Origin of the sequence: Prauserella isguenensis (genome assembly GCF_014191605.1) — a bacterium.
Lineage (GTDB): Bacteria > Actinomycetota > Actinomycetes > Mycobacteriales > Pseudonocardiaceae > Prauserella > Prauserella isguenensis.
The window spans coordinates 417,969-442,855 of record NZ_JACHWU010000004.1; the positions used below are offsets into that span (position 1 = coordinate 417,969).

A 24,887-nucleotide genomic window follows, 5' to 3' on the forward strand; every position below is an offset into this window, starting at 1 on the left:
ACGGTGGAGCCGCGATGAGGAGTTTCGTACCCGCCCTGCTGAAGATCTCGGTGTTCGCCGCCGTGACGGTGCTGCTGACCGGCATCCTGGCCGCGACGATCGCCAACACGAACTTCGCCGACGCGTCGGGCTACACCGCACGGTTCGTCGACGTGTCCGGGCTGTCCGAGGGCGACGACGTCCGGATCGCAGGCGTGAAGGTCGGCCAGGTGAAGGAGATCGCCCTCGGCGACGGCGACCACGCCGATGTCCGGTTCGACGTCGACGGCGAGCGCAGGCTCCCCGGCCTCGTGACGGCCACGGTGAAGTACCGCAACCTCATCGGCCAGCGATACCTGGCGCTCGGTACCGACGTTCCCGAGCGCGGCCACCTCGCACCGAACGGCGTGATCCCGCCCGAACGAACGAGCCCGGCGCTCAACCTGACCGTGCTGTTCAACGGCTTCCAGCCGCTGTTCCGCGCGCTCGATCCGAAGGAGATCAACCAGCTCTCGTACGAGATCATCCGCGTGTTCCAGGGGGAGGGCGGCACGGTGCGCAGCCTGCTGTCGCACACCGCGTCGCTGACCTCGACCCTCGCGTCGAAGGACCGGATCATCGGGCAGACCATCGACAACCTCAACCGCGTGCTCGGCACCGTCAACTCGCGTACGCCCCAGGTGAAAAGCCTCGTGTCGACGACGCAGCAGCTGGTGAGCGGGCTGGCGAAACAGCGGAAACCGATCGGCGAGGCCGTGTCCGGACTCGCCGAACTGACCACGGCGACCGGCGGGCTGCTCGAGGACGCGCGGGAGCCGCTGCGCAAGGACGTGACGGCACTGCGCAAACTCGCCGGTGGCCTCGCCGGCTCGCGTGAGCTGATCGACGAGGTGCTCACGACGCTGCCGGGACACCTCAACAAGTTCACGCGCGCGGTCAGTTACGGCAGCTGGTTCAACTACTTCCTGTGTGACCTGAGCGGGACGGTCGGCATCAAGGCCCTCAACGTCGAGGTGCCGATCCTGCCGCTGCCCGCGACGCAGCAGCCGGAGAGGTGTCAGACAGAGTGAAACCGCTGAAGGAACGCAACCAGGCCGCGGTGGGACTCGTGGCACTCGTGCTGGTGTCGCTCGCGATCGTCACGGCCTACCGGGCCGACGAGATCCCGCTCCTCAACGATCGGACGAGTTACGCCGCGCACTTCGCCGAGTCGGCGGGACTGGCCGAGGGCAACGACGTGCAGCTGGCGGGCGTGAAGGTCGGAGAGGTCGACGAGGTCGTGCTCGACGGCACGCACGTGCGCGCGACGTTCTCGCTCGACGGGGTCGACACCTCCAGGATCGGCGACCGGACGAGGGCGTCGATCGAGATCAAGACGTTGCTGGGGGAGAAGTACCTCGCGCTCCGCCCCGAGGGCGAGTCCGCGCAGGACCCGGCCGAGCCGATCCCGGTGGACCGCACGGACACGCCGTTCGAACTGCAGGACGCGTTCGACCGGCTGTCCGGCACGGTCGAGGACATCGACACCGACCGGCTCGCGAAGAGTTTCGACGTGGTGGCGGACACCTTCGCCGACACGCCGAAACCGATGACCGAGGCGTTGCAGGGACTCTCGGCGCTGTCGGAGACCGTGTCGTCGCGGGATGCGCAGCTCGGCAAGCTGCTGTCGAACACCAACAAGATCACCGGCACGCTGCGCAGCAGGAACCAGCAGCTGCGCAAGGTGATCGGCGACGGCAACTCGCTGCTGACCGAACTGCAGAACCGGCGGCAGGACATCAACCAGCTGCTGGTCGGGACCCGGCAGGTCTCGCGGCAGCTGTCCGGGGTCGTCGACGACAACCGCGAGCAGCTCCGGCCCGCGCTGCAGGAGCTGAGCAAGGTCACGACCGTGCTGCAACGGAACCAGAACAACCTGGACCGGAGCCTGGAACTGCTCGCGCCGTTCACCCGGCTCGGCACCAACGTGACCGGCAACGGCCGGTGGTTCGAAGGGTACATCTGCGGGATGCTGCCGCCCACGATCAACACCGGCACCGGCTACGAATACAACTCGGAGGGCTGCATCGGCGACATGGCCGCACCGGACCAGGGCGTCGGAGGTGGCCGATGACGATGGACACACGCGCGGGCAGGAGCGTCTACCGCTGGCTGGCGACGGCCTGCGTCGCCGCACTGCTGCTGACCGGCGGCGTCTGGTGGCTGCTCCGCGAGGAGGCGGGCACCCGGCTGACGGCTCACTTCGACCGTGCGGTCGGGCTGTACGCCGGTTCGACGGTGCGGGTGCTCGGCATCGAGGTCGGCGAGATCACGAGGGTGCAGCCGCAGGGCGAGCGGGTCGTGGTGTCCATGCGGGTCGACAGCGGGGTGCAGGTACCGCGGGGTGCCGACGCGGTCGTCGTCGCGCCCAGCCTGGTCAGCGATCGCTACGTGCAGCTGACCCCGGTGTACGACGGCGGCCCGATCATGACGTCCGGCACCGTCATCCCGCGCGAGCGCACCGCGACGCCGATGGAGATCGACGACCTGTACGCGAGTCTGGACGAGCTGTCGACCGCGCTGGGGCCCGACGGGGCCAACTCCGACGGGGCACTGTCGCGGGTGCTCGACACGACCGCCGCCAACCTCGAGGGCAACGGCCGGAACCTGAACACCACGGTCACGAAACTGTCCGAACTGGCCACGACGCTCGATGATTCTTCCGAGGACCTGTTCGGCACGGTGCGGAACCTGCAGAAGTTCACCGAACTGCTCGCCACCAGCGATGCGCAGCTGAACCGGTTCTACGAGCGGCTGGCCGAGGTGAGCGGGTTCCTCTCCGAGGACTCCGACGACGTCGGCAGGGCGCTGTCGTCGCTGGGCGGGGCACTGGGCAAGGTGAAGGGTTTCGTCGGGGAGAACCGCAAGGCACTCTCGGACAACATCGGCAAGCTCGAAGGCGTCACCCAGGTGCTGGTCGACCAGCGCGCCGCGGTCGCCGAGATCGCCGACGTCGCGCCGCTCGGCCTGTCGAACTTCATCAACTCTTACGACGCCGCGTCCGGGTCGATCGCGATCCGCTACAACTTCAACGAGGTCACCAATCCGCTGATGACGACGGCGTGCAAGTTGACGAAGTCGTTGGCCGACCACCAGCTGCCCGGCTCGCTCGACAAGCTGTGCGAGATCCTCGGCCCGGTCGTGGACGGGAAGGCCAACCTGCCGTCGGTCTCCCAGCTGCTGGCCTCGATCCAGAGCGGGGAACTGCCACCGCTGCCGTTGCCGTCGATCATCGCACCGGGAGGCCGGTGATGACGACGACGGCGAGGGTGAGGGAGCGGACGCCGGCCCGTGGGCGCCCCGGCCGGCTGCGCCGGGCCGTGCACGTGACGCTGGTGTCCCTGCTGTTGCTGGTGGCGGGGTGCGGCGACGGCGGGTTCTCGGGTCTGTACAACGCGCCGCTGCCCGGCGGGGCCGACCTCGGCGACCGGCCGTATCGCGTCACGGTGCGGTTCCAGGACGTGCTGGACCTCGTACCACAGGCGGCGGTGAAGGTCAGCGACGTCGCGGTCGGGCGGGTGGAACGGGTGCGTCTCGCCGACGACGGCAAGACCGCGCTCGCCGACCTCGCCGTGAACGGTGACATCGCGCTGCCCGCGAACGCGGAGGCGGAGCTGCGCCAGTCGAGCCTGATGGGGGAGAAGTTCGTCGAGCTGCGGCCGCCCGGCGACGGGGGAGGCCGCGGGTCGCTCGGCGACGGCGACGTGATCCCGCTCGACCGGACGAACCGCAACCCCCAGGTCGAGGAGGTGCTCGGTGCGCTGTCGTTGCTGCTCAACGGGGGCGGCGTGGAGCAGCTCCGCGACATCGTCGGCGAGCTCAACAATGCCTTGGCGGGCAACGAACCGGAACTCAAGGCACTGCTCACGCGCGTGGACGAACTGGCGACCACATTGGACAGCCAGCGCGGCGAGATCGTGCGGGCGATCGAGGGCGTGCACCGGTTGTCCGGCACGCTGTCGAAGCAGCGGGGGCAGCTGGCGACGGCGCTCGATCACCTGGAACCCGGGTTGAAGGTCGTCTCCGGTCAGCGCGAGCAGCTGGTGGGAATGCTGACCTCGCTGCGGAAACTGTCGAGCACCGGCACGCGGGTGGTCAACGCCAGCAAGCAGAGCCTCGTCGCGAACCTGGAGGCGCTGACACCGACGCTGGAGAAGCTCGCCGAGACCGGTGCCGACCTGCCGAAGGCGATGCAGCTGCTGCCCAGCTATCCGATCCCGGTGTTCGGGGAGTCGATCGTGCACGGTGACTACGCGAACGTGAGCGTACGGCTGGACCTGCAGCTCGACGCGATCCTGGAGAACGTCCTCAACGCGCGCAGGCCGCCGGTGCAGCTGCCGCACGACGACGGTACGGGCGCCGAGGGTGCGATCCCGTTCAACGACGGGAACGCCCCGCCACCGTTGCCGCTGCCGGACGCCTCGCGACCGCTGACCGCGCCGCAGGGAAGCGGCGAGCAGAGTGGTGACGGCGGTGTCGGCGGCCTGGTCGGCGGACTCCTGGGAGGTGGCTGATGCGGCTGGAACGCAAGAACCGGGTGCAGCTGGTCGTGTTCGGCCTCATCTCGCTGCTGGCGGTCGGCTACGCGGGCGGCACGTACGCCGGACTGGACCGGTTGTTCGGCAACCGCGGGTACATCGTCCACGTGCAGCTCGGCGAGTCGGGCGGGATCTTCGAGAACGCCGAGGTCGCCTACCGCGGGGTGACGGTCGGCCGGGTGGCGGCGCTCCGTCTCGAAGGCGACGGCGTGACCGTCGACCTGGACATCGAGGACGGCTCCCCGGACATCCCCGCCGACTCCGAGGCCGTCGTCGCCAACCGGTCGGCGGTCGGTGAGCAATATGTCGACTTGCGGCCCCGTTCCGGGGACGGGCCGTATCTCGAGCACGGTTCGACCATCGACAGCGAACGGACCGGAACCCCGGTCCCACCCGGTCAGCTGTTGCGGAACCTGAACCGGCTCGTGTCCAGTGTGGATCCCGAGTCGCTGCGGACGGTCGTCGACGAACTCGACACCGCGTTCACCGGGGTGGGTCCGGACCTGGGCCGGCTGCTGGACTCGGCGGGGTCACTGACGGCAGGGGCTCGCGAGCACCTGCCGCAGACGGCGACACTGCTGCGGCAGAGCCGGACGGTCCTCGACACCCAGCGACGGAACTCTACGCAGCTGCGCTCGATCGCGGGCGGATTCCGCGACATCGCGGCGCAGTTGAAGAAGTCCGACTCCGACCTGCGGACCGTCATCGACCGCGCCCCGGCCGCGAGCCGGGAGATCTCGGCACTGCTCGACGAGTCGGGGTCGAGCCTGTCGGTACTCATCGGGAACCTGCTGACGACGTCGCAGGTGCTCGAACCGCGGACCGACGCGCTCGAACACATGATGGTGGCGCTGCCGATGGTGTCCGGCTTCTCGCGGTCGGTCGTGTCGAACGGCGAAGGACATCTCGGCTTCGTGCCCACCTTCTTCGACCCGCACAGCTGCACCAAGGGGTACGAGGACACGGAGCGGCGTCCCGCGAACGACACGCGGAACACCCCGCCGAACACCGACGCCTACTGCGCCGAACCGCCCGGCAGTCCCAGCAACGTCCGCGGTGCGCAGAACGCGCCGGTGGCGGGCGACCCGGTGCAGGTCCCGGGCGGTGAGCAGGACCCGGCCGGTGGCGCAGGCGAGGGCCCGGACCGCGGAGCGGCGCGCGGTGAAGGACGCGAGAACGGCGAGGGCGGACTGCCGGGGCTGCTCGACTTCTCGGCGGGGGCCGGGGAGTCGGGGCGCGGCGCGAACGCGGAGGCCGGGTCGTCCGGCGGCGGGCTGGGCGGCCTGCTGGGGGTGTCGGAATGAGGCCGGTTCCGCTGCTCCGGGGCGTGGTCCGGGACCGCGCGGTGGCCGTGCTGCTGGCCGTCGCCGTGATCGGGGCCTTGGCGTGCGCCGGCCTGGGCTGGCGCTGGTGGGCCGTGGCCCACAGTGAACCGGCGACCACCGCGGCGGCCCGGGACGCCGCCGTGGCCGAGGGAACCCGTGCGCTCGACGTGCTCCACACGATCGACCACCGCACCGCCGCTGCGGATCTCGACGCGTGGGCCCGCGCCACATCGGGACCGCTGCACGGCAGGCTGACCGGCGACCGGAAACGGCACATCGAGCGCGCGCGTGCCGGCGAGACCGTCGCCAGCGCCACGGTGACCCGGGCTGCACTGTCCGAACTGGACGTCGCCGAGGGGACGGCGCGGATGCTCGCCGTCGTGGACACCGATGTCGGCGACGAGCGGCGGCGCAGCACGCTGATCGCGTCGCTGACGCGGAAGGACGGCCGGTGGACCGTGTCGAACGTGCAGGCGGTGGGATCGTGACCCGGCGGAGCGTGTTCGGCACGGCTCCCGGTGTGAAGCCGTCCGGGAAGTGCGCCGAGGTCGACGAGGGGGCCGACGGCACGGTGGACGAGGACCCCGTGCACGGGGACAACGTGCACGGGGACAACGTGCACGGGGACAACGTGCACGAGGACAGCGTGCACGAGGACACGGCGGCCGGCGGCCTGGACGACGCAGGCGATCCGGACGACCCGGTCGACACCGACGACCCGAGTGGCACCGGCGCCCCGGGTGGCACTGCCGACCCGGGAGACGATGCGACCCCGGACCGGCGGCGCAGATCGGGGAGCCGGAGGGCGACGGTGCTCGCGGTGCTGGCCGCACTGTGCGTCGTGGCCGTGGCCGGCGCGATCTGGCTGGGTGTGCAGGCGGGGGGAGCGGTATCGGACGACGTGGCTCACGTCGACGGGACGCGGACGCGGCAGGTGACCGAACAGATCGGGTCAGCCGTCACGGCCGTGTTCTCGTACGATCGCGGCGACCTGGCGCGTACCGAGCGGGCGGCCGACCGGATGCTGACCGGAGCGGCGCGCCGGGAGTACGACGCCACGTTCGCCAGGCTCCGTGAGCAGGCGGACGGATCCGGCGCGGTGCAGTCGACGACGGTCCGGTCGGTCGGCGTGCGCAGCCTGGAGGGCGACCGTGCGGAGCTGCTCGTGCTGGCCGATCGCCGTGTTCTCGACCAGGACATGCGCTCGCGCGGTTCGCACGCGGTGTGGATCGACGTCGTGGCGGTGCACACCGACGGAGGCTGGCGGATCGCCGAGATGTCCCCGATGTGAGTTCGTCTGGCGTGCGAGGTCCGCGTTCGTGTGCTGATCATGGAGGGGGCCGGTCACCTCCGGCACCGGGTCCGGCCGCTGCGTTGACCGGACACGACGGGAACCGGCAGGGAGGGAACCGGGCAGGGAGGGAATCGGAGACGGACGGAATCGGACACAGCCGGGAGTTGACGTTGCCAGAAACTGAAACACGTTCTAGTCTTGCTCGATGATCATGGCGGTCGTCCGGCGGGTGAGGTGATCGGATGCGCATCGCGTTGTTGTCCTACCGGAGCAAGCCGCATTGCGGTGGGCAGGGCGTGTACGTGCGGCACCTCAGCCGTGGGCTCGCCGAGCTCGGCCACGACGTCGAGGTGCTGTCCGGGCAGCCGTATCCGGAGCTCGACGACCCGGTCCGGCTCACCGGGGTGCCGAGCCTCGACCTGTACCGCGAGCCCGACCCGTTCCGCACCCCGGGGCTCGGGGAGTACCGCGACGCGATCGACCTGCTCGAGACCGCCGCCATGTGGACGGCCGGATTCCCGGAGCCGCTGACGTTCAGCATGCGTGCCGCGCGGTTGCTGCGACGGCGAGCGGCCGAGTTCGACGTCGTGCACGACAACCAGTGCCTCGGCTACGGCCTACTCGGCCTGCAGCGCGCGGGCATGCCGCTGCTGGCCACGGTGCACCACCCCATCACCCGGGACCGGGTCGCCGACCTGGCCGCCGCGCCCTGGCGGCGCAAGCTCGCGGTGCGCCGCTGGTACGGCTTTGTGACGATGCAGGCCCGGGTCGCGCGGCGGCTGCCGCGGCTGATCACCGTGTCGCAGGCGTCGGCGGGCGACATCGCCGAGGACTTCCGGGTGAGGCCGGACCGGCTCACCACGATCCCGCTCGGCGTCGACACCGAGCTGTTCCGTCCCGCCCGGGAGCGGGTGCCGGGCCGCGTCGTCGCCGTGGCCAGTGCCGACGTGCCGCTGAAAGGCGTCCGTCACCTGCTCGAGGCGGTGGCGAAACTGCGCGTCGAACGCGACGTGGAACTGGTGCTGGTCAGCAAGCTCGCCGAGGACGGGCCGACGAGGCGGCTCATCGACGAGCTGGCGATCGGCGACGTCGTCCGCGCTGTGCACGGGCTGGCCGACGGCGAGCTGGCCGATCTCCTGGCGTCGGCGGAGGTGGCGTGCGTGCCGTCCCTGTACGAGGGTTTCTCGCTGCCGACGGTCGAAGCGATGGCGTGCGGCACGCCCCTCGTGGTCACCCGCGCGGGCGCGCTGCCGGAGGTGGTGGGCGACTGCGCGCGGCTCGTGCCACCCGGTGACACCGAGGCGCTGACGCGGGAGCTGGCGGCGGTGCTCGACGACCGGGAGGCGCGGGGACGGCTCGGCGAGGCGGGCAGGGCGCGGGCCCTGGAGCGGTACAGCTGGCGATCCGTCGCCGCGTCCACAGTGGACGTATATCGCGAGGCGATCGACCGGACACGGCGAAAGGCGGAGTAGATGCTGACGGTGGATTTCGACCGCATCGGGGTCGGACCGGGCACGACGGTGATCGACGTCGGCTGCGGCGCGGGCAGGCACGCGTTCGAGGCGTACCGCCGCGGCGCCGACGTGGTGGCGTTCGACCAGGACAAGTCCGCGCTCGGCGACGTCGAGACGATGTTCGCCGCGATGTCGGCCGAGGGGCAGGTGCCGGACGGCGCCGCAGCCACCACGGTGGCGGGCGACGCGCTGCGGCTGCCGTTCCCGGACGGCGCGTTCGACTGCGTGATCGCCTCGGAGATCCTGGAGCACGTCCCCGAGGACGAGCGGGCCATCGCCGAGCTGGTTCGGGTGGCACGGCCCGGCGGGTCCGTCGTCGTCACCGTGCCGCGGTGGCTGCCGGAACGCGTGTGCTGGCTGCTCTCCGACGCCTACCACGAGGTCGAGGGCGGACATGTGCGCATCTACCGGGGTGACCAGCTGCGCGGCAAGCTGCGTGCCGCCGGGTTGCGACCCGTCGCCGGGGACCACGCCCACGCGTTGCACTCGCCGTACTGGTGGCTCAAGTGCGCCGTCGGGCCCGACAACGGCGACAATCCACTGGTCAAGGCCTACCACCGGCTGCTGGTGTGGGACATGTTGCGCGCCCCCTGGCCGACGCGCACCGCCGAGCGGCTGCTCGACCCCGTGCTCGGCAAAAGCCTCGCGGTCTACAGCGTCAAGGACGCCGACGCCGTCGAGGACACGGGCGGCGACGGCGGGCAGGGGGTGACCGGTGCCGCGGACTGACCCGCCCGAGGTTCCCGGGGTGCTGACGGCCGCCGACGTGGCCGCCACGGCACGGTCGATCGCCGGCGTGCAGGAGGCCTCCGGGGCCGTTCCGTGGTTCCCCGGCGGCCACACCGATCCGTGGGACCACGTCGAATCCGCGATGGCGCTGACAGCCGCCGGGCTGTACGACGAGGCCGAGGCTGCCTACGACTGGTGCCGCCGCACCCAGCGCGCCGACGGTTCGTGGCCCGCGAAGCTCGTCGGCGGCAGCGTCGAAGATCCCACCACCGACACCAACTTCTGTGCCTACGTGGCGGTCGGTGCGTGGCACCACCTGACGTGCACCGGTGACGACGAGTTCGCCCGGCGCATGTGGCCGGTCGTGCGCGCCGCCGTCGAGCTCGTGCTCGACGCGCAATCCGAACGCGGCGAGCTCTCGTGGGCGCGCGGGAGCGACGGTGCCTGGGTGGGCGAGGCACTGCTGTCCGGCTGCGCGAGCATCCACCAGAGCCTGCGGTGCGCGCTCGCGCTGGCCGACCACGTCGGGCGGCCCCAGCCGGACTGGGAGGTGTCGCTCGGCAGGCTCGGCCACGCGCTGCGCGCCCATCCCGAGGCCTTCGCGGACAAGGGCCGCTACTCGATGGACTGGTACTACCCGGTGCTCGGGGGCGCGGTGCGCGGGCGAGCAGGGCTCGACCGGATCCGTGGGCGATGGCGGGACTTCGTCGTCGGCGGGCTCGGCGCGCGGTGCGTCGACGACCGGCCGTGGGTCACCGGAGCGGAGACCTGCGAGCTCGTGCTCGCCCTCGACACCCTCGGGGAGGCGGGTGCCGCCCGGGAACTGCTGGCGGCCATGCAGCACCTGCGCGACCCGGACGGCTCGTACTGGACGGGACACGTCTTCACCGACGGCAAGCGCTGGCCGGAGGAACGCACCACGTGGACCGGCGCCGCGGTGGTCCTGGCCGCCGACGCGCTGTCTCGCACCACTCCGGCGTCGGCGATCTTCCACGGTGAGGACCTGTCCGTCGGTCTGGCACCCGTCGGCGCGGGCTGCGGCTGCGACACCTACGTGACGGGCGTGCCCGGCTGACCGGCGACCCGCCGCAGTACCCGCATCGACCCGGTGGCGGTGTGCTCGGCGAACTGCCCCGAGGCCAGCGCCCGGCGGAAGATGTGGAACGGCGGGCGGCCGCCGTCGCGCGGGTCGGGGAACACGTCGTGGATCGCCAGCAGCCCGCCCGGCCGCACCCAGGGTGCCCAGCCGGCGAGATCGGCGTCGGCCGCCTCCTCCGTGTGCCCGCCGTCGATGAACACCAGATCGGCGGGCGTTCGCCACAGGGCCGCGACGTCCGGGGAGCGGCCGACCACGGCGACGACGTGGTCCTCGAGGCCGGCGCCCGAAATGGTGCGGCGGAACGCGCCGAGCGTGTCGAGCCTGCCGGCGTGCGGGTCGACGAGGCCGGGGTCGTGGTACTCCCAGCCCGGTTGGTGTTCCTCGGAGCCGCGGTGGTGGTCGACGGTCACGACCCGCGCGCCCGTCTCGCGCGCGGCCGCACCCAGGAAGACGGTCGACTTGCCGCAGTAGCTGCCGATCTCCACGGCCACGGGCCCCTCCGAGCGGGCGTCGGCGGGCCGCGTGCCGGCCGTCTCGTGCAGGGCGTCGTAGAGGGCGAGGCCTTCGTCGGTGGGCATGAAGCCGGGAGCGTCGATCGCGGCGGTCAGCAGCTCCGGTGGCATGGCCGTGGCGGCGGGCATGACGGGGACTGTAGGCGCGGGCCGTCGACGGCTCAACAACGGCGGACCCGTGGGTGGAACACGATGCCGTCCGAACCAGGGGGGAGCGACCGGCCGCGGTATCGACCACAGCTCCCGTCTTCGGCCAATAGTTGAAACATGTTTCAGAAATCGGCATCATGTGGAGCACGACCTCCCCGCAGGAAGGAGTCTGCGATGCCGCACCGGGAATGGGACGCCGAAGCCGACGTCGTGATCGTCGGGTTCGGGGGTGCGGGGGCGTGCGCCGCCGTCGACGCCTGTGATCACGGCGCCGACGTGCTCGTGCTCGACCGGTTCCACGGCGGTGGTGCGACCGCCATCAGCGGCGGCGTCGTCTACGCGGGAGGTGGAACCCCGCACCAGCGGGCCGCGGGGTTCGACGACAGTACCGAGTCGATGCTCGAGTACCTCCGGCTCGAGACCGACGGGGTCGTCTCGGACGAGACGCTGTCGCGGTTCTGCGCGCAGAGTCTCGACAACCTGCGCTGGCTCGAGCAGCACGGCGCGGTCTTCGAAGGCAGCATGGCGCCGCGCAAGACGTCGTATCCGACCAATGAGCACTACCTGTACTACTCCGGTAACGAGCTCGCCCCGCCGTTCTCCGACGCCGCGGCCCCCGCGCCGCGCGGACACCGTGCCAAGGGCAAGGGCGTGTCGGGCAAGCCGCTGTTCGCGGCGCTGCGCAAGGCGGTGGCGCGCAGGCCGATCGCGGTGCGCACGCAGACCAGGGCCACCGGGCTCGTCACCGACGGCGACCGCGTCGTCGGCGTGGAGGCGACCGAGCTCCGCAAGTCCTTTCCGCGCTGGCTGCACCGCGCGCTGTCGGCGGCCAACCGCAAGCTGAACATCTACTACCGCCCACTGGGCCGGATGCTCGACGGGCCCATCGCCAACCTGGAACGCGGGTACGGAGAGGTGCGCCGGTTCCGCGCTCGCCGCGGCGTCGTGCTCGCCGCGGGCGGATTCGTGTTCAACCGGCCGCTCCTGGCCGAGCACGCGCCCGCCTACCGGCGCGGATCCTCGCTCGGCACGATCGGGGACGACGGCAGCGGCATCGCCCTCGGCGAATCGGCGGGCGGCCGGGCCGACCGGATGCACCGGGTGTCGGCGTGGCGGTTCTTCAACCCGCCGCTCGCGATGATCGACGGGGTGCTCGTGAACAACCGCGGCGAGCGCATCTGCAACGAGGCGTACTACGGCGCGCGCATCGGCGACCACGTCGCGCGGCAGCCCGACGCGGAGGCGTACCTGATCATCGACGCCCGCACCCGCGCCGAGGCGCTCCGGCAGGTCCCGTCGCAGACGCTGTGGTTCCAGCGGCTGCAGGCCGAGTACGTCCTGCGGCTGGGCAACGTCTCCGGGGGTGACCTGCCGACACTGGCCCGCAAGCGGGGTATCGACCCGGACGGGTTGGCCCGCACGATCGCGGAGTACAACGCCGGCGCCGCAGCCGGTCGCGACCGGATGGGGAAGGACCCCGCGCACGTGCGGGCGCTGTCGGCCGGCCCGTTTCACGCGATCGACTGCTCCATCCGTACGCAGCCCGCGTTCCCGATCCCGATGATCACGCTCGGCGGGCTGGCCGTCGACGAGGCCACCGGCGCCGTCACCCGCGGCGACGGCTCGGCCGTGCCGGGGCTGTACGCCGCGGGCCGCAACGCCGTCGGCGTGTGCTCGGAGTCCTACGTCAGCGGTCTGTCCATTGCGGACTGCGTGTTCTCCGGGCGCCGCGTGGCGGCCGCACTGACCGAGAAGCGATTTCAGGAGGAACAGGCATGAGGATCGTCGTCGACTGGGACCTGTGCGAGTCCAACGGGATCTGTGAAGCCGTCGCCCCCGATGTGTTCGAACTGGACGAGGACGAGAACCTGGTCCTCAAGGCCGACCCGGACGCCGAGAACCGCGGCCGCATCCTGCAGGCCGTGGAGTCGTGCCCGAAGGCCGCGCTGTCGCTGGACGAGTCCGAGTGACGGGCGGGCAGGCGGGTGCACCGGGGTCGCGCGGCGGCGCCGCGGTGGAGGAGTTCGACGTCGTCGTGGTCGGCAGCGGCGCCGCCGGGCTGACCGCGGCGTTGCGGGCCGCGCACCTCGGGCTGTCGACCGTGGTGCTCGAGAAGGCCGCCGCGTTCGGCGGCTCCACGGCCCGTTCCGGTGGCGGCGTGTGGGTTCCCGGCAACGACGCGCTCCGGCGAGCCGGTGTGCCGGACACGCCGGAGACCGCGCGCGAGTACCTGCACGCCATCGTGGGCGATGCGGCCGAACCGGAACGGATCGACGCCTACCTGGAACACGGCCCGGACGTGTTGTCGTTCGTGGAGCGGACCACGCCGCTGCGGCTGCGCTGGGTGCGCGGCTACTCCGACTACTACCCCGAGGCCCCCGGCGGCAAGGCGGTCGGCCGCTCCGCCGAGCCGAAACCCGTCGACGCCCGGCTGCTGGGAGAGGACCGCGACAGGCTCGAACCTCCGTACAGCGCGCCGCCGCTCGGCGTACCGCTCGGGCAGGCGGACTACCGGTGGCTGAGCCTGATCGCGCGTCACCCGCGGGGGCTGCTGACGTTGCTGAGCCTCGGTCTGCGCTGGCTGGGAGGGCTACTGCTGGGCAAACGGCAGCTCGTCATGGGCCAGGCGATCGCCGCGGCGTTGCAGGTCGGCGTCCGCCGGGCCGGCGTCGAGGTGCGGCTGAACAGTCCGCTGCTGCGTCTCGAGAGCGACGGGGCCCGGGTCACCGGCGTCGTGGTGGGCCGGGACGGCGACGAGGCGGTGGTGCGCGCCCGCCACGGCGTGGTGCTGGCCGCGGGCGGATTCGAACACAACGCCGCGATGCGGGAACGTCACCAGCGCGCGCCGATCGGTACGGAATGGACGGTCGGTGCGAAGGCCAACACCGGCGACGCCATCGCCGCGGCGACGGCGGTGGGCGCCGCGGTCGACCTGATGGACGACGCCTGGTGGGGTCCGTCGATCCCGCTGCCGGGCGGACCGTGGTTCGCGCTGGCGGAACGGTCCCGGCCGGGCAGTATCATGGTGAACGAGCGCGGCGAACGGTTCGTCAACGAGTCGGCCCCCTATGTCGACGCCGTGCACGCGATGTACGGCGGGGATCAGGGCCGCGGCGACGGGCCCGGCGAAAACATCCCGACCTGGCTGGTGTTCGACCAGCGGTACCGCAACCGGTACATGTTCACCGGGCTCGGGCCCCGCCAGCCCCTGCCGGGGCGCTGGTACAAGCACGGCATCGTGGTGCAGGCGCCGTCGGTCGGCGAACTGGCCGAGAAGATGGGCGTACCGGCCGCGGCGCTGGAGTCCACAGTGGAACGCTTCAACGGGTACGCCAGGGCGGGCGAGGACGCCGAGTTCGGCCGTGGCCGCAGCCGCTACGACCACTACTACGGCGACCCGCGGAACCGGCCCAATCCGAGCCTCGGCGAGCTGAACCGCGCCCCGTTCTACGCCGTGAAGATGGTGCCCGGGGACCTCGGCACGAAGGGCGGCGTGCGCACGGACACGCGGGCGCGGGTGCTGCGCGAGGACGAATCGGTGATCGACGGGCTCTACGCGGCGGGCAACACCAGCGCCGCCGTCATGGGCCGCACCTACGCGGGACCCGGCGCGACGATCGGCCCGGCGATGGTCTTCGGGTATCTGGCCGCCGAGGACCTGGCCGCGGCCGGTACCGCTGTGTCCGGCACCGTGGGCGGCTCGGACGTGGTGGACGAATCGGGCGGCGCAACTGAAACGGGCGGCGTAAGTGATGCGGGCGGCGTAAACGAATCGGGCGGCCTGAGTGAATCGGGCGCTGTGGTCGAATCCGGCACGTCGGGCGGCGGTGGTTCGCACGACGCGAGCGCCGAGGGCGCGGCGTAACCGGCTCTCGCCGGGCCGTCGCCTCGTCGCCGCGACGCCCGACTCCGGTCCCGGTGTGCCGGGGCCGGCCTCGGCCCCGGAGCCGGGCGGCGACCGCTGAGCGGTGCGACTGCGGACGTGGGTAACCTTCCCGCGTGTCTGTCAACAAGCACGAGCGCGATGTCGGCGAGCGCGGTGTCCCTGCGTCCGGTCGTTCCGGACCGCCGCGGCCCGCGTACACCGAACCGGTTCCCGTGACGACGCTCGTGGCGCGCTCCGACTCCCGGCTCCTCGCCGACCCGACCGCACCCGAGGTGGCGGTGACGGGGGCGACGCTGCGGGGGCAGGACGTCCGGCCCGGCGACCTGTTCGCCGCGCTTCCCGGCGCGCGCGTGCACGGCGCGGACTTCGCCGCCGACGCCATCGCCGCGGGCGCCGCCGCGATCCTCACCGACGAGGCCGGTGCCGAACGTCCCGCCATCGCCGAGACCGAGCTGCCCGTCCTCGTGCACACCGCGCCGCGCGCGGCGCTCGGCGAGATCGCCGCCTGGATCTACGGGGAGCCGTCGCTGACGCTCAACGTCCTCGGAATCACGGGTACCTCGGGCAAGACGACCACCACCTACCTCGTCGAAGCGGGACTGCGCGCGGCCGGTCACACCACGGGCCTCATCGGCACGGTCGAGACCCGGGTCGCGGGCGAACGACTCGCCAGCGCGTTCACCACCCCGGAGGCGCCGGACCTGCAGGCGCTGTTCGCGCTGATGGTCGAACAGGGCGTGACGCACGTGCCGATGGAGGTCTCCAGCCACGCGCTGAGCCTCGGCCGGGTGAACGGCACCCGGTGCACCGTCGGCGCGTTCACCAACCTGTCGCAGGATCACCTCGACTTCCACCGCGACATGGACGAGTACTTCGCCGCGAAGGCCCTGCTGTTCGACGGCCGGTCGACGAGCGAGGTCGTGGTCGTTGACGCCGACTGGGGCCGCAGGCTCGTCACCCCGCAGACGATCACGGTCGGCTCCGGCCCCGACGTCGACGCCGCGTGGTGGGCGAGCGACATCGCCGTGACGCCGACCGGGGAACAGGGCTTCACCCTCCACGCGCCGGACGGGCGCAGCGCCCGCGCGAGCATCCCGCTGCCGGGTGAGTTCAACGTCGCCAACGCGACCCTCGCCGCGGCGATCCTCGACACGGCGGGTGTACCTCTCGACACGATCGTCACCGGACTGTCGTCCGTCGAGGTGCCGGGCCGGATGGAGCGCGTCGTGCTGGGCCAGCCGTTCGCCGCCGTCGTCGACTACGCGCACAAGCCCGCGGCCGTCACGGAGGCGCTGCGGGCGCTGCGGGCGCGCACCCGAGGGCGCATCATCACGGTGCTCGGATGCGGCGGCGATCGCGACACCGCGAAGCGGCCCGTCATGGGTGAGGCGGCGGTACGCGGCAGCGAGCTGGTGATCGTCACCGACGACAATCCGCGCAGCGAGGACCCGGCGGCCATCCGGGCCGAGATGCTGCAGGGCGCCCGGGCCGTGCCCGCGGCCGAGGCGGGTGAGATCCGCGAGATCGGTGACCGTAGGGAGGCCATCGTCGCGGCGGTCGCCGCGGCCGGCCCCGGCGACGTCGTGCTCGTGGCGGGCAAAGGACATGAGAGCGGACAGAACATCGCGGGCGTGGTGCATCCCTTCTCCGATCGGGATGAACTCGCGGCCGCCATCCGCGACGGACTCGAGGTGAGCGTGTGATCGAGATGAGCATGGCCGAGATCGCCGAGGTGACCGGCGGCCGGCTGCACCGTGCCGACGGCACCGAGCGCGTGACGGCGTCGGTCGAATTCGACTCGCGCAAGCTCACCGGCGGCGGACTGTTCGTGGCGCTGCCCGGCGAACGGGTCGACGGGCACGCGTTCGCGGCGAAGGCCGTCGCCGACGGTGCCGCGGGCGTGCTCGCGGGCCGCGAGGTGGACGCGCCGTCGGTGATCGCACCGCCGGTCGAGGCGGCCCACGCGAACGCGATGGCGCTGGCCGGCGACAGCGACGGGGCCGGCGCGGCGGTGCTCGCCGCCCTCGGCAGACTCGCCCGGCACGTCGTCACGCGGCTGACCGAGGGCGGCATGACGGTCGTCGGCGTGACCGGTTCGTCCGGCAAGACCTCCACCAAGGACCTCATCGCCCAGCTGCTCGAACCGCTCGGCTCGACGATCGCCCCGCCCGGCTCGTTCAACAACGAGCTCGGCCACCCCTGGACCGCGCTGCGGGCGGACGCCTCGACGCGCAACCTCGTGCTCGAGCTGTCGGCGCGAGGGCCGGGACACATCGCCGAGCTGGCGCAGATCGCGCCCCCGACGATCGGTGCCGTGCTCAACGTGGGCACCGCCCACGTCGGCGAGTTCGGCTCCCGCGAGGGCATCGCGCAGACGAAGGGGGAGTTGGTCGAGGCGCTGCCCGCCGACGGAGTGGCCGTGCTCAACGCCGACGATCCGCTGGTCGCCGCAATGGCGTCCCGTACCGCGGCGCGGGTCGTGTTCGTCGGCGAGAGCGCCGAGGCGACCGTCCGGGCCGAGGACGTCCGCCTCGACGACCAGGCGCGTGCGTCGTTCCGGCTCGTCGCCCCCCAGGGCACCGCCGACGTGACGTTGTCCCTGCACGGCGAGCACCACGTCGGCAACGCCCTCACCGCCGCGGCCATCGCCCTCGAGCTGGGCACGCCCGTCGCCGAGGTGGCCGAGCGGCTCTCCGGCGCCGAACGCCGGTCCTCGCGTCGCATGGAGGTCACCACGCGCGACGACGGCGTCACGGTGCTCAACGACTCCTACAACGCCAACCCCGAGTCGATGAAGGCGGCGCTCAAGACCCTGGCTTCGATGACCCGGTCCAGCGGCCGACGATCGTGGGCGGTCCTGTCGGAGATGGGTGAACTGGGTACCGATAGCGTGTCCGCGCACGACGAGATCGGCAGGCTCGCGGTGCGCCTGAACATCAGCAGGCTCGTGGTGGTCGGAGACGCGGCCGCCCCGATGCACACCGGTGCCAGCCACGAAGGTTCTTGGGGAGAGGAGTCGGTTCTGGTTCCCGACACCGACGCGGCCGTCGCCCTGCTACGCGATGAGCTGCGTTCCGACGACGTGGTCCTGGTCAAGGCCTCCAAGGTCGCCGAGATGTGGCGAGTGGCCGACGCACTGTTGGATCCCGCGCTGCTGGCCGGCACCGGGCTGGAGGGCACCCAGTGATCAGCATCCTGATCGCGGCCTCGGTGGGGCTGCTGATCTCCATCCTGTTCACCCCCTACCTCATCCGGGTGTTCTCGAAGCAGGGCTTCGGGCAGGAGATCCGGGAGGAAGGCCCCGAGGGGCACCGGTCGAAACGCGGCACGCCCACGATGGGCGGCGTGGCGATCATCGTGGCGATGGTCGTCGCCTACTTCGTGGCGCACCTGGTCGACGTGATCCGCGATTCGTCGAACTCGGGGCCCACGGCGTCCGGACTGCTCGTGCTCTTCCTGTCCGTCGGGCTCGGTCTCGTGGGCTTCCTCGACGACTTCATCAAGATCCGCAAACAGCGCAACCTCGGCCTGAACAAGACGGCCAAGCTGGTCGGCCAGCTCGTCGTCGCGGTCGTGTTCGGCATCCTCGCGCTGCAGTTCGTCAACGACAACGGCCTGGCCCCGGCCTCGCAGCACCTGTCGTACGTGCGGGACCTGTCGTTGATCTTCTTCCCGGTCCCCGTGTTCATCCTGTTCTGCTACCTGCTGATCTCGGCGTGGTCGAACGCGGTGAACTTCACCGACGGGCTCGACGGCCTCGCAGGCGGCGCCGGGGCGATGGTGCTGGTCACGTACGTGGTGATCGCGTTCTGGCAGGCCCGGCTCAGCTGTGTCGAGACGCCGCAGGCCGCGTGCTACGACGTCCGGGACCCGCTCGACCTCGCCGTGGTGGCCGCCGCCGCCGCGGGCGGCTGTGTCGGCTTCCTGTGGTGGAACGCCGCGCCCGCGAAGATCTTCATGGGCGACACCGGATCGCTCGCCCTCGGCGGTCTCATCGCGGGCCTGTCGATGACGACGCGCACCGAGCTGCTCGCCATCGTGATCGGCGGTCTGTTCGTCGTCGAGATGGTGTCGGTCGTGCTGCAGATCGCCGTCTTCCGCACCACTCGCAAACGGCTGTTCCGCATGGCACCGTTCCATCACCACTTCGAGCTGGCGGGCTGGGCCGAGACGACGGTGATCATCAGGTTCTGGCTGCTCGCAGCCGTGTGCTGCATGTTCGGTCTGGGCCTGTTCTACAGCGAACAGCTCGGGCTCGGCGGAGGCTGATCGGTGAAGCTGGCGGGAACGAAGGTGCTGGTCGCCGGCGCCGGGGTGACCGGCCGGTCGGCGAGCCAGGCACTGACCGAACTCGGTGCCGACGTCACCGTGACGGACGGCAACGCCCAGCGGCTCGCCGAGCTCGACGGACTCGGTGCCGCACTCGAACCCGGCCTCGACGCGCCGCCGGAGGGCACCGAACTGGTCGTGACCAGCCCCGGGTGGCGGCCGACCGCGCCGCTGCTGGTGGCCGCGGCCGAGGCGGGCATCGAGGTGATCGGCGACGTCGAGCTGGCCTGGCGGCTCGGGCAGCAGCGGGAACGCCCGCCGGTGTGGCTGGTCGTCACCGGCACCAACGGCAAGACCACGACCGTCGGCATGCTCGAATCGATGCTGCGTGCCGCCGGGGCGGACGCCGTAGCCTGCGGCAACGTCGGTTTCGCCGTGCTCGACGCCGTCCGAGCGGGTCACGACGTGCTGGCCGTCGAACTGTCGAGCTTCCAGCTGCACTGGTCGTCGACGCTCGCGCCGCGCGCGTCCGTCGTGCTCAACGTCGCCGAGGACCACCTCGACTGGCACGGTGGCCTCGACGCCTACGCCGCCGCGAAGGGCACCGTCCACGCCCGGTCGGCGACGGTGGTGCACAACGTGGGCGAGGCGTGGTCGCAGCGCCTCGCCGACGAGTACGCGCCGGAAGGGGCGCGGCGCATCGGGTTCCGCATCGACACGCCGCGGCCCGGCGAGCTCGGCATCGTCGAGGACCTGCTCGTCGACCGCGCCTACGTCGGCGACCCGGTCCAGGGGGCCGAGGAACTCGCCACGCTCGCCGACGTCCGGCCCATCGGCCCCCACAACGTCGCCAACGCCCTCGCCGCCGCCGCGCTGGCGCGTGCCCACGGGGTGCCGTCCGCCGCCGTCGCCCAGGGGCTGCGCGCCTTCACGCCCGGTGCGCATCGCGCCGTCGTCGCGGGTGAGGTCGACGGGGTGCGCTACGTCAACGACTCGAAGGCCACCAACCCGCACGCCGCCACCGGCTCCCTGCTCGCTCAGGACGGTGTCGTCTGGATCGCGGGTGGCCAGCTCAAGGGTGCCTCCGTCGACGAGCTCGTCGACGTGGTCGTGGCACGGTTGCGCGGTGCGGTCCTGCTCGGGGTCGACGCGGACGTGATCGGCGCCGCTCTCGCGCGACACGCGCCGGATGTTCCCGTCACACGCGTCGATCCGGGTGACCATGAGCCCATGACATCGGCGGTGAACGCGGCCCACGCGCTCGCGAAGGCGGGCGACACGGTCGTACTGGCACCCGCTGCCGCGTCGCTGGACATGTTCCGCGACTACGCGGCGAGGGGTGAGGCGTTCACGGCGGCCGTCGACGCGTTGAGACGGGAACGCCTCGGTGACGGCGGTTGACGAGAGCCGATCCGGTTCGTCCGGATCCGCCCGGCGGGGCGAAGGCCGGAACCGGAGGAAACGCACCGAACGTGGATTCGCGGCGGTTCGCACCGCGCTGACCGCGTGGCTGTCGCGACCGCTGGCCGATTTCCACCTGATCCTCGCCGTCTGCGGGTTGCTCGTGGTGCTCGGCACCGTGATGGTGCTGTCGGCGTCGTCGGTGTCGTCCTACGACCCGGGCAACGCGGCCAGCGTGTACGCCCTGTTCCAGCGGCACCTGGTGTTCGTGGCCATCGGCGCGGTCGTGTTCTGGCTGGGCGTGCGCATCCCCTTGCCGCGGATCCGCACGCTCTCGCCCGCGGCCATGGTCGTCGCGCTGGGCCTGCTCGCACTCGTGCTCACCCCGTTGGGCAGCGAGCAGAACGGGTCGCAGGGCTGGTTCGTCGTCGGTCCGCTCTCGCTGCAACCGGTGGAGTTGGGCAAGATCGTGCTCGCCCTGTGGGGTGCGCACATCCTCGTGACCAAGTACCAGGTGCTGCACCAATGGCGGCACCTGCTGGTGCCGGTGGTGCCCGGCGCGCTGCTGATGTGCGCCCTCGTCATGGCCCAGCCGGACCTCGGCGGCACGGTGCCGCTGGGCATCGTGCTCATCGCGTTGCTGTGGTTCGCGGGCGCGCCGAAGCGGCTGTTCGGCATCGTGCTGGCGGCCGGTGTGGCGGGCGCCGTGGTGCTGGCCCTGATCGCCGACTACCGGCTCGACCGCGTCATGACGTTCCTCAACCCCGGCGCGGACCCGCTCGGCAAGGGCATGCAGGCCAATCAGGCGCTGTACGCCCTGGCCGACGGCGGGCTGTTCGGCAAGGGGCTCGGGCAGGGCCAGTCGAAGTGGATGTACCTGCCGAACGTGCAGCACGACTTCATCTTCGCCCTCATCGGCGAGGAGCTCGGGTTCATCGGCTGCATCGTCGTGATCGGCCTGTTCGGCCTGCTGACCTTCGTCGGCCTCCGCATCGCGATGCGTAACCTGGACCCGTGGATCCGGATCGTCGCCGGCACGCTGACGGTGTCGATCGTGTCGCAGGCGGCCATCAACATCGGCTACGTCGTCGGCCTGCTGCCCGTCACGGGCGTGACACTGCCGATGATCTCCTACGGCGGCACCTCGCTGCTGGTGACGATGCTGCTGTTCGGCCTGCTCGCCAACTGCGCGCGGCACGAACCGGAGGCCGTGGCGGCATTGCGCACCCAGGGTCCGGGTAAGTTCGGACGTCTGATGAGGTTGCCCGCGCCGGAGCCGTACCGGCCGCCCGCCACCCGGCGTGGCGGAACCCGCGGTGGTGGCGGTACCCGGGGTGGCGGCCGTGGTCAGGGCGGAGCCCGTGCGTCGGGTGCCAAGGCGGGCAGGCCCGCCACCCGCTCGGCGTCGGCCCCCGACCGCCGGGGTGCGGCACCCCGGAGTGCGGCACCTCGGAGTGCGACACCGGAGTACGGTCGCCGCACCCGTGGTGAGCCCGGACGCGGCGGGCCGCGCAGGCCGAAACCGGACCGCTCCACGGGAACCAGTCGATCGACACGGAGAGGACGCAGGTGAGCCAGCCTGACACCGGTGGGGAGAAGACGCCGGCACGCACCGCACCGACGGTCGTGGTCGCAGGGGGCGGCACGGCCGGCCATATCGAACCCGCGCTCGCGCTGGCCGACGCCGTCACACGGCTCCGGCCCGACGCCACGGTCGTCGCGCTGGGAACCGAGCGCGGCCTGGAGACCACGCTGGTGCCGGACCGCGGCTACCGGCTCGAGCTGATCCCGCCGGTGCCGCTGCCGCGCAAGCCCACGAAGGAGCTGCTGCGGCTCCCGCTGAAGGTCCGGGACGCGGTCAAGCGCACGCGGGCGGTGTTCGACCGCGTCGGCGCGGACGTCGTCGTCGGCTTCGGCGGCTACGTCGCGCTGCCCGCCTACCTGGCCGCCCGCGGGCGGACCCCGATCGTGGTGCACGAGGCCAACAAGCACCCGGGTCTGGCCAACAAGGTCGGTGCCCGATTCGCCGCGAAGGTCGCCGCCGCCGTCCCGGGCACGCCGCTGTCGGGTGCCGAGGTCGTCGGCATCCCGTTGCGGCGCTCGATCACGTCGTTGGACCGTGCCGCGCTGCGCGCCGAGGCCCGTGCCCACTTCGGGCTCGACCCGGACGCGCCGACCGTGCTCGCCTTCGGCGGGTCGCAGGGCGCCCGGTCGATCAACGAGGCCGTCGCCGGCGCCGCGCGGACGTTCGCCGAGGCGGGCGTCGGTGTGCTGCACGCCCACGGGCCCAAGAACTCCGTCGCGGTGCGCGAGTTCCCGGGTGCTCCGCCGTACGTACCGGTGCCGTACCTGGAACGGATGGACCTCGCCTACGCGGCTGCCGACCTGGTGCTGTGCCGGTCCGGCGCGATGACGGTCGCCGAGGTGTCGGCGGTCGGGCTGCCCGCGGTGTTCGTCCCGCTGCCGCACGGCAACGGCGAGCAGGCGCTCAACGCCGAGCCGGCGGTGAACGCGGGAGCCGGACTGCTGGTCGAGGACGAGGCGCTCACGCCGGAGGCGATCGCCGAGCGGGTGGTCCCGCTGGTGACCGACTCGGAGCGGCTCGCGAAGATGAGCGCGGCGGCGGTCGGACTGGGTCACGGCGCGGCCGACGAAACACTGGCGCGGATGGTCTTGGAGGCCGGCGGACATGGCGATGGCAGCTGACACACCCGAGGAGCCCGGCCGGGTCGCGGTCGCGGCGCGGCCGCCCGAGCTTCTGCAGCGGGCGCACCTGATCGGTATCGGCGGTGCCGGCATGAGCGGTATCGGCCGGATCCTGCTGGCCCGGGGCGCCGAGGTCTCCGGCTCGGACGCGAAGGAGTCGCGCGCCTTTCTGACATTGCGGGCGCAGGGTGCGCAGATCGCCGTCGGGCAGGCCGCCGAGAATCTCGACCTCGCCGGGGGCGATCCGACGGCGGTGATCGTCTCGACGGCGATTCGCGACGACAACCCCGAACTCGCGGCGGCGCGCGCTCGCGGCATCCCGGTGCTGCACCGTGCGGAGGCGCTCGCGGCGCTGATGGAGGGGCATCGGGTCGCCTGCATCGCGGGCACCCACGGCAAGACGTCGACGACGTCGATGCTCACGGTCGCGTTGCAACACTGCAGGCTCGACCCGTCGTTCGCGATCGGCGGCGACCTCAACGAGTCCGGCGCCAACGCCCACCACGGTGAGGGCGGGGTGTTCGTCGCGGAGGCCGACGAGAGCGACGGCTCGTTCCTGAGCTACGCGCCCGACGTCGCGGTCGTGACGAACGTCGAACCCGACCACCTCGACCACCACGGCACCGTCGACGCCTACATCGCGGTGTTCACCGAGTTCCTCGGGCGGATCACGCCCGGCGGTGCGCTCGTGGTGTGCGCCGACGACGCGGCCGCCGCCGAACTGGCGTGCCGCGCCGAGGCCGCGGGGGTGCGCGTGCTGCGGTACGGGCGCTCGGCGACCGGCGAGCACGACGCCCGGGTCGTGGCTTACGAACCCGCCGACGAGGGCGGAACGGTGCGGTTGGCGCTCGGCGGTGAGGAGCTCGAGGTGCGGGTGACCGTGCCGGGCGAGCACATGGCGTTCAACGCCGTCGCCGCGCTGCTGGCGGGTCTGGAACTGGGTGCCCCGGTCGACGGGATGCTCGCCGGCCTCGCCGTGTTCGGCGGCGTGCGCAGGCGGTTCGAGTTCAAGGGCCGCGCAGCCGACGTGCGGGTGTACGACGACTACGCGCACCACCCGACCGAGGTCGACGCCCAGCTGCGTGCGGTGCGGCACGCCGCGGGCACCGGTCGCGTGGTGGTCGTGTTCCAGCCGCACCTGTACTCCCGCACCGAGGCGTTCGCGAGCGAGTTCGCCGAGGCCCTCGGCCTGGCCGACGAGGTGATCCTGCTCGACGTCTACGGCGCGCGGGAGGAACCGAAACCGGGGGTGAGCGGGGAGCTCGTCGCCGAGCGGATCACGGGCGCTGCGGTGCACTACGAGCCTGCGTTCGACCGCGCCACCGCGCTCGCGGCCGACCTCGTCAAGCCGGGTGATCTGCTCGTGACGATGGGCGCGGGCGATGTGACCCAGCTCGGCCCGGAGATCCTCGCAGAGTTGGACCGTCGCGGGGTCTGAGGCGGCGA

General features: G+C 72.0%; 21 protein-coding genes. 20 read left to right on the top strand and 1 reads right to left on the bottom strand.

The genetic code is table 11. The features are described 5' to 3' along the window. Nucleotides 1–14: 14 nt before the first annotated feature. The 10 genes from FHS23_RS18215 to FHS23_RS18260 all read left to right on the top strand — a co-directional run bounded on the left by FHS23_RS18215 (nt 15) and on the right by FHS23_RS18260 (nt 10,493). Entirely contained in the window at nt 15–1,049 is a 1,035-nt protein-coding gene (locus tag FHS23_RS18215; RefSeq protein WP_183657239.1) for an MCE family protein, read from the top strand. After that, nucleotides 1,046–2,092 carry an MCE family protein gene (locus FHS23_RS18220; RefSeq protein WP_183657241.1) on the top strand — a complete coding sequence of 349 codons (1,047 nt, stop codon included), beginning with the start codon at nt 1,046–1,048 and terminating at the stop codon, nt 2,090–2,092. The genes FHS23_RS18215 and FHS23_RS18220 overlap by 4 nt, the downstream gene beginning before the upstream one ends. Then, nucleotides 2,089–3,270, top strand: a complete 1,182-nt coding sequence (locus FHS23_RS18225) for an MCE family protein (protein WP_183657243.1) — start codon at nt 2,089–2,091, stop codon at nt 3,268–3,270. The genes FHS23_RS18220 and FHS23_RS18225 overlap by 4 nt, the downstream gene beginning before the upstream one ends. Next, nucleotides 3,270–4,532, top strand: a complete 1,263-nt coding sequence (locus FHS23_RS18230; RefSeq protein WP_183657246.1) for an MCE family protein — start codon at nt 3,270–3,272, stop codon at nt 4,530–4,532. Before FHS23_RS18225 ends, FHS23_RS18230 begins: the two co-directional genes overlap by 1 nt. Beyond that, entirely contained in the window at nt 4,532–5,860 is a 1,329-nt protein-coding gene (locus FHS23_RS18235) for an MCE family protein (protein WP_183657249.1), read from the top strand. Before FHS23_RS18230 ends, FHS23_RS18235 begins: the two co-directional genes overlap by 1 nt. Further along, the gene (locus tag FHS23_RS18240; protein ID WP_183657252.1) at nt 5,857–6,369 is read left to right on the top strand and encodes a hypothetical protein; all 513 of its coding nucleotides are present in this window, start codon (nt 5,857–5,859) and stop codon (nt 6,367–6,369) included. Before FHS23_RS18235 ends, FHS23_RS18240 begins: the two co-directional genes overlap by 4 nt. After that, the gene (locus FHS23_RS18245) at nt 6,366–7,172 is read left to right on the top strand and encodes a hypothetical protein (RefSeq protein WP_183657255.1); all 807 of its coding nucleotides are present in this window, start codon (nt 6,366–6,368) and stop codon (nt 7,170–7,172) included. Before FHS23_RS18240 ends, FHS23_RS18245 begins: the two co-directional genes overlap by 4 nt. Nucleotides 7,173–7,417: 245 nt before the next feature. After that, a complete protein-coding gene (locus FHS23_RS18250; RefSeq protein ID WP_183657258.1) occupies nt 7,418–8,647 on the top strand; it encodes a glycosyltransferase family 4 protein in 1,230 nt (409 codons plus the stop codon). Then, entirely contained in the window at nt 8,648–9,418 is a 771-nt protein-coding gene (locus FHS23_RS18255) for a class I SAM-dependent methyltransferase (RefSeq protein ID WP_183657261.1), read from the top strand. It abuts the gene before it with no gap. Beyond that, nucleotides 9,405–10,493 (top strand): prenyltransferase, encoded by a 1,089-nt coding sequence (locus FHS23_RS18260; protein ID WP_183657264.1) that lies wholly within the window; start codon nt 9,405–9,407, stop codon nt 10,491–10,493. Before FHS23_RS18255 ends, FHS23_RS18260 begins: the two co-directional genes overlap by 14 nt. Here FHS23_RS18260 and FHS23_RS18265 read toward each other — a convergent pair. Continuing rightward, the gene (locus FHS23_RS18265) at nt 10,469–11,158 is read right to left on the bottom strand and encodes a class I SAM-dependent methyltransferase (protein ID WP_183657267.1); all 690 of its coding nucleotides are present in this window, start codon (nt 11,156–11,158) and stop codon (nt 10,469–10,471) included. The genes FHS23_RS18260 and FHS23_RS18265 overlap by 25 nt on opposite strands. A gap of 195 nt (nt 11,159–11,353) precedes the next feature. Between FHS23_RS18265 and FHS23_RS18270 the strand changes: the two genes are divergently transcribed. From FHS23_RS18270 to murC, 10 genes are all read left to right on the top strand, one after another. After that, nucleotides 11,354–12,958: an FAD-binding protein gene (locus tag FHS23_RS18270; protein WP_183657269.1), complete on the top strand. Its 1,605-nt coding sequence runs from the start codon at nt 11,354–11,356 to the stop codon at nt 12,956–12,958. Then, nucleotides 12,955–13,149, top strand: a complete 195-nt coding sequence (locus tag FHS23_RS18275) for a ferredoxin (protein WP_183657271.1) — start codon at nt 12,955–12,957, stop codon at nt 13,147–13,149. The genes FHS23_RS18270 and FHS23_RS18275 overlap by 4 nt, the downstream gene beginning before the upstream one ends. Next, nucleotides 13,146–15,044, top strand: a complete 1,899-nt coding sequence (kstD, locus tag FHS23_RS18280) for a 3-oxosteroid 1-dehydrogenase (RefSeq protein ID WP_343054056.1) — start codon at nt 13,146–13,148, stop codon at nt 15,042–15,044. The genes FHS23_RS18275 and kstD overlap by 4 nt, the downstream gene beginning before the upstream one ends. Nucleotides 15,045–15,277: 233 nt before the next feature. Next, nucleotides 15,278–16,768 carry a UDP-N-acetylmuramoyl-L-alanyl-D-glutamate--2,6-diaminopimelate ligase gene (locus FHS23_RS18285; protein WP_425501141.1) on the top strand — a complete coding sequence of 497 codons (1,491 nt, stop codon included), beginning with the start codon at nt 15,278–15,280 and terminating at the stop codon, nt 16,766–16,768. Beyond that, nucleotides 16,765–18,252 carry a UDP-N-acetylmuramoyl-tripeptide--D-alanyl-D-alanine ligase gene (locus tag FHS23_RS18290; protein ID WP_183657275.1) on the top strand — a complete coding sequence of 496 codons (1,488 nt, stop codon included), beginning with the start codon at nt 16,765–16,767 and terminating at the stop codon, nt 18,250–18,252. The genes FHS23_RS18285 and FHS23_RS18290 overlap by 4 nt, the downstream gene beginning before the upstream one ends. Continuing rightward, nucleotides 18,249–19,334 (top strand): phospho-N-acetylmuramoyl-pentapeptide-transferase, encoded by a 1,086-nt coding sequence (gene mraY / locus FHS23_RS18295; protein WP_183657277.1) that lies wholly within the window; start codon nt 18,249–18,251, stop codon nt 19,332–19,334. Before FHS23_RS18290 ends, mraY begins: the two co-directional genes overlap by 4 nt. Nucleotides 19,335–19,337: 3 nt before the next feature. Continuing rightward, the gene (murD, locus tag FHS23_RS18300; protein ID WP_183657279.1) at nt 19,338–20,735 is read left to right on the top strand and encodes a UDP-N-acetylmuramoyl-L-alanine--D-glutamate ligase; all 1,398 of its coding nucleotides are present in this window, start codon (nt 19,338–19,340) and stop codon (nt 20,733–20,735) included. Next, nucleotides 20,722–22,308, top strand: coding sequence for a putative lipid II flippase FtsW (ftsW, locus tag FHS23_RS18305; RefSeq protein ID WP_183657281.1), 1,587 nt, complete (start codon nt 20,722–20,724; stop codon nt 22,306–22,308). The genes murD and ftsW overlap by 14 nt, the downstream gene beginning before the upstream one ends. Next, a complete protein-coding gene (murG, locus tag FHS23_RS18310; RefSeq protein ID WP_183657284.1) occupies nt 22,305–23,441 on the top strand; it encodes an undecaprenyldiphospho-muramoylpentapeptide beta-N-acetylglucosaminyltransferase in 1,137 nt (378 codons plus the stop codon). Before ftsW ends, murG begins: the two co-directional genes overlap by 4 nt. Then, nucleotides 23,431–24,879 (top strand): UDP-N-acetylmuramate--L-alanine ligase, encoded by a 1,449-nt coding sequence (murC, locus tag FHS23_RS18315; RefSeq protein ID WP_183657286.1) that lies wholly within the window; start codon nt 23,431–23,433, stop codon nt 24,877–24,879. The genes murG and murC overlap by 11 nt, the downstream gene beginning before the upstream one ends. The last annotated feature ends 8 nt before the right edge of the window (nt 24,880–24,887 follow it).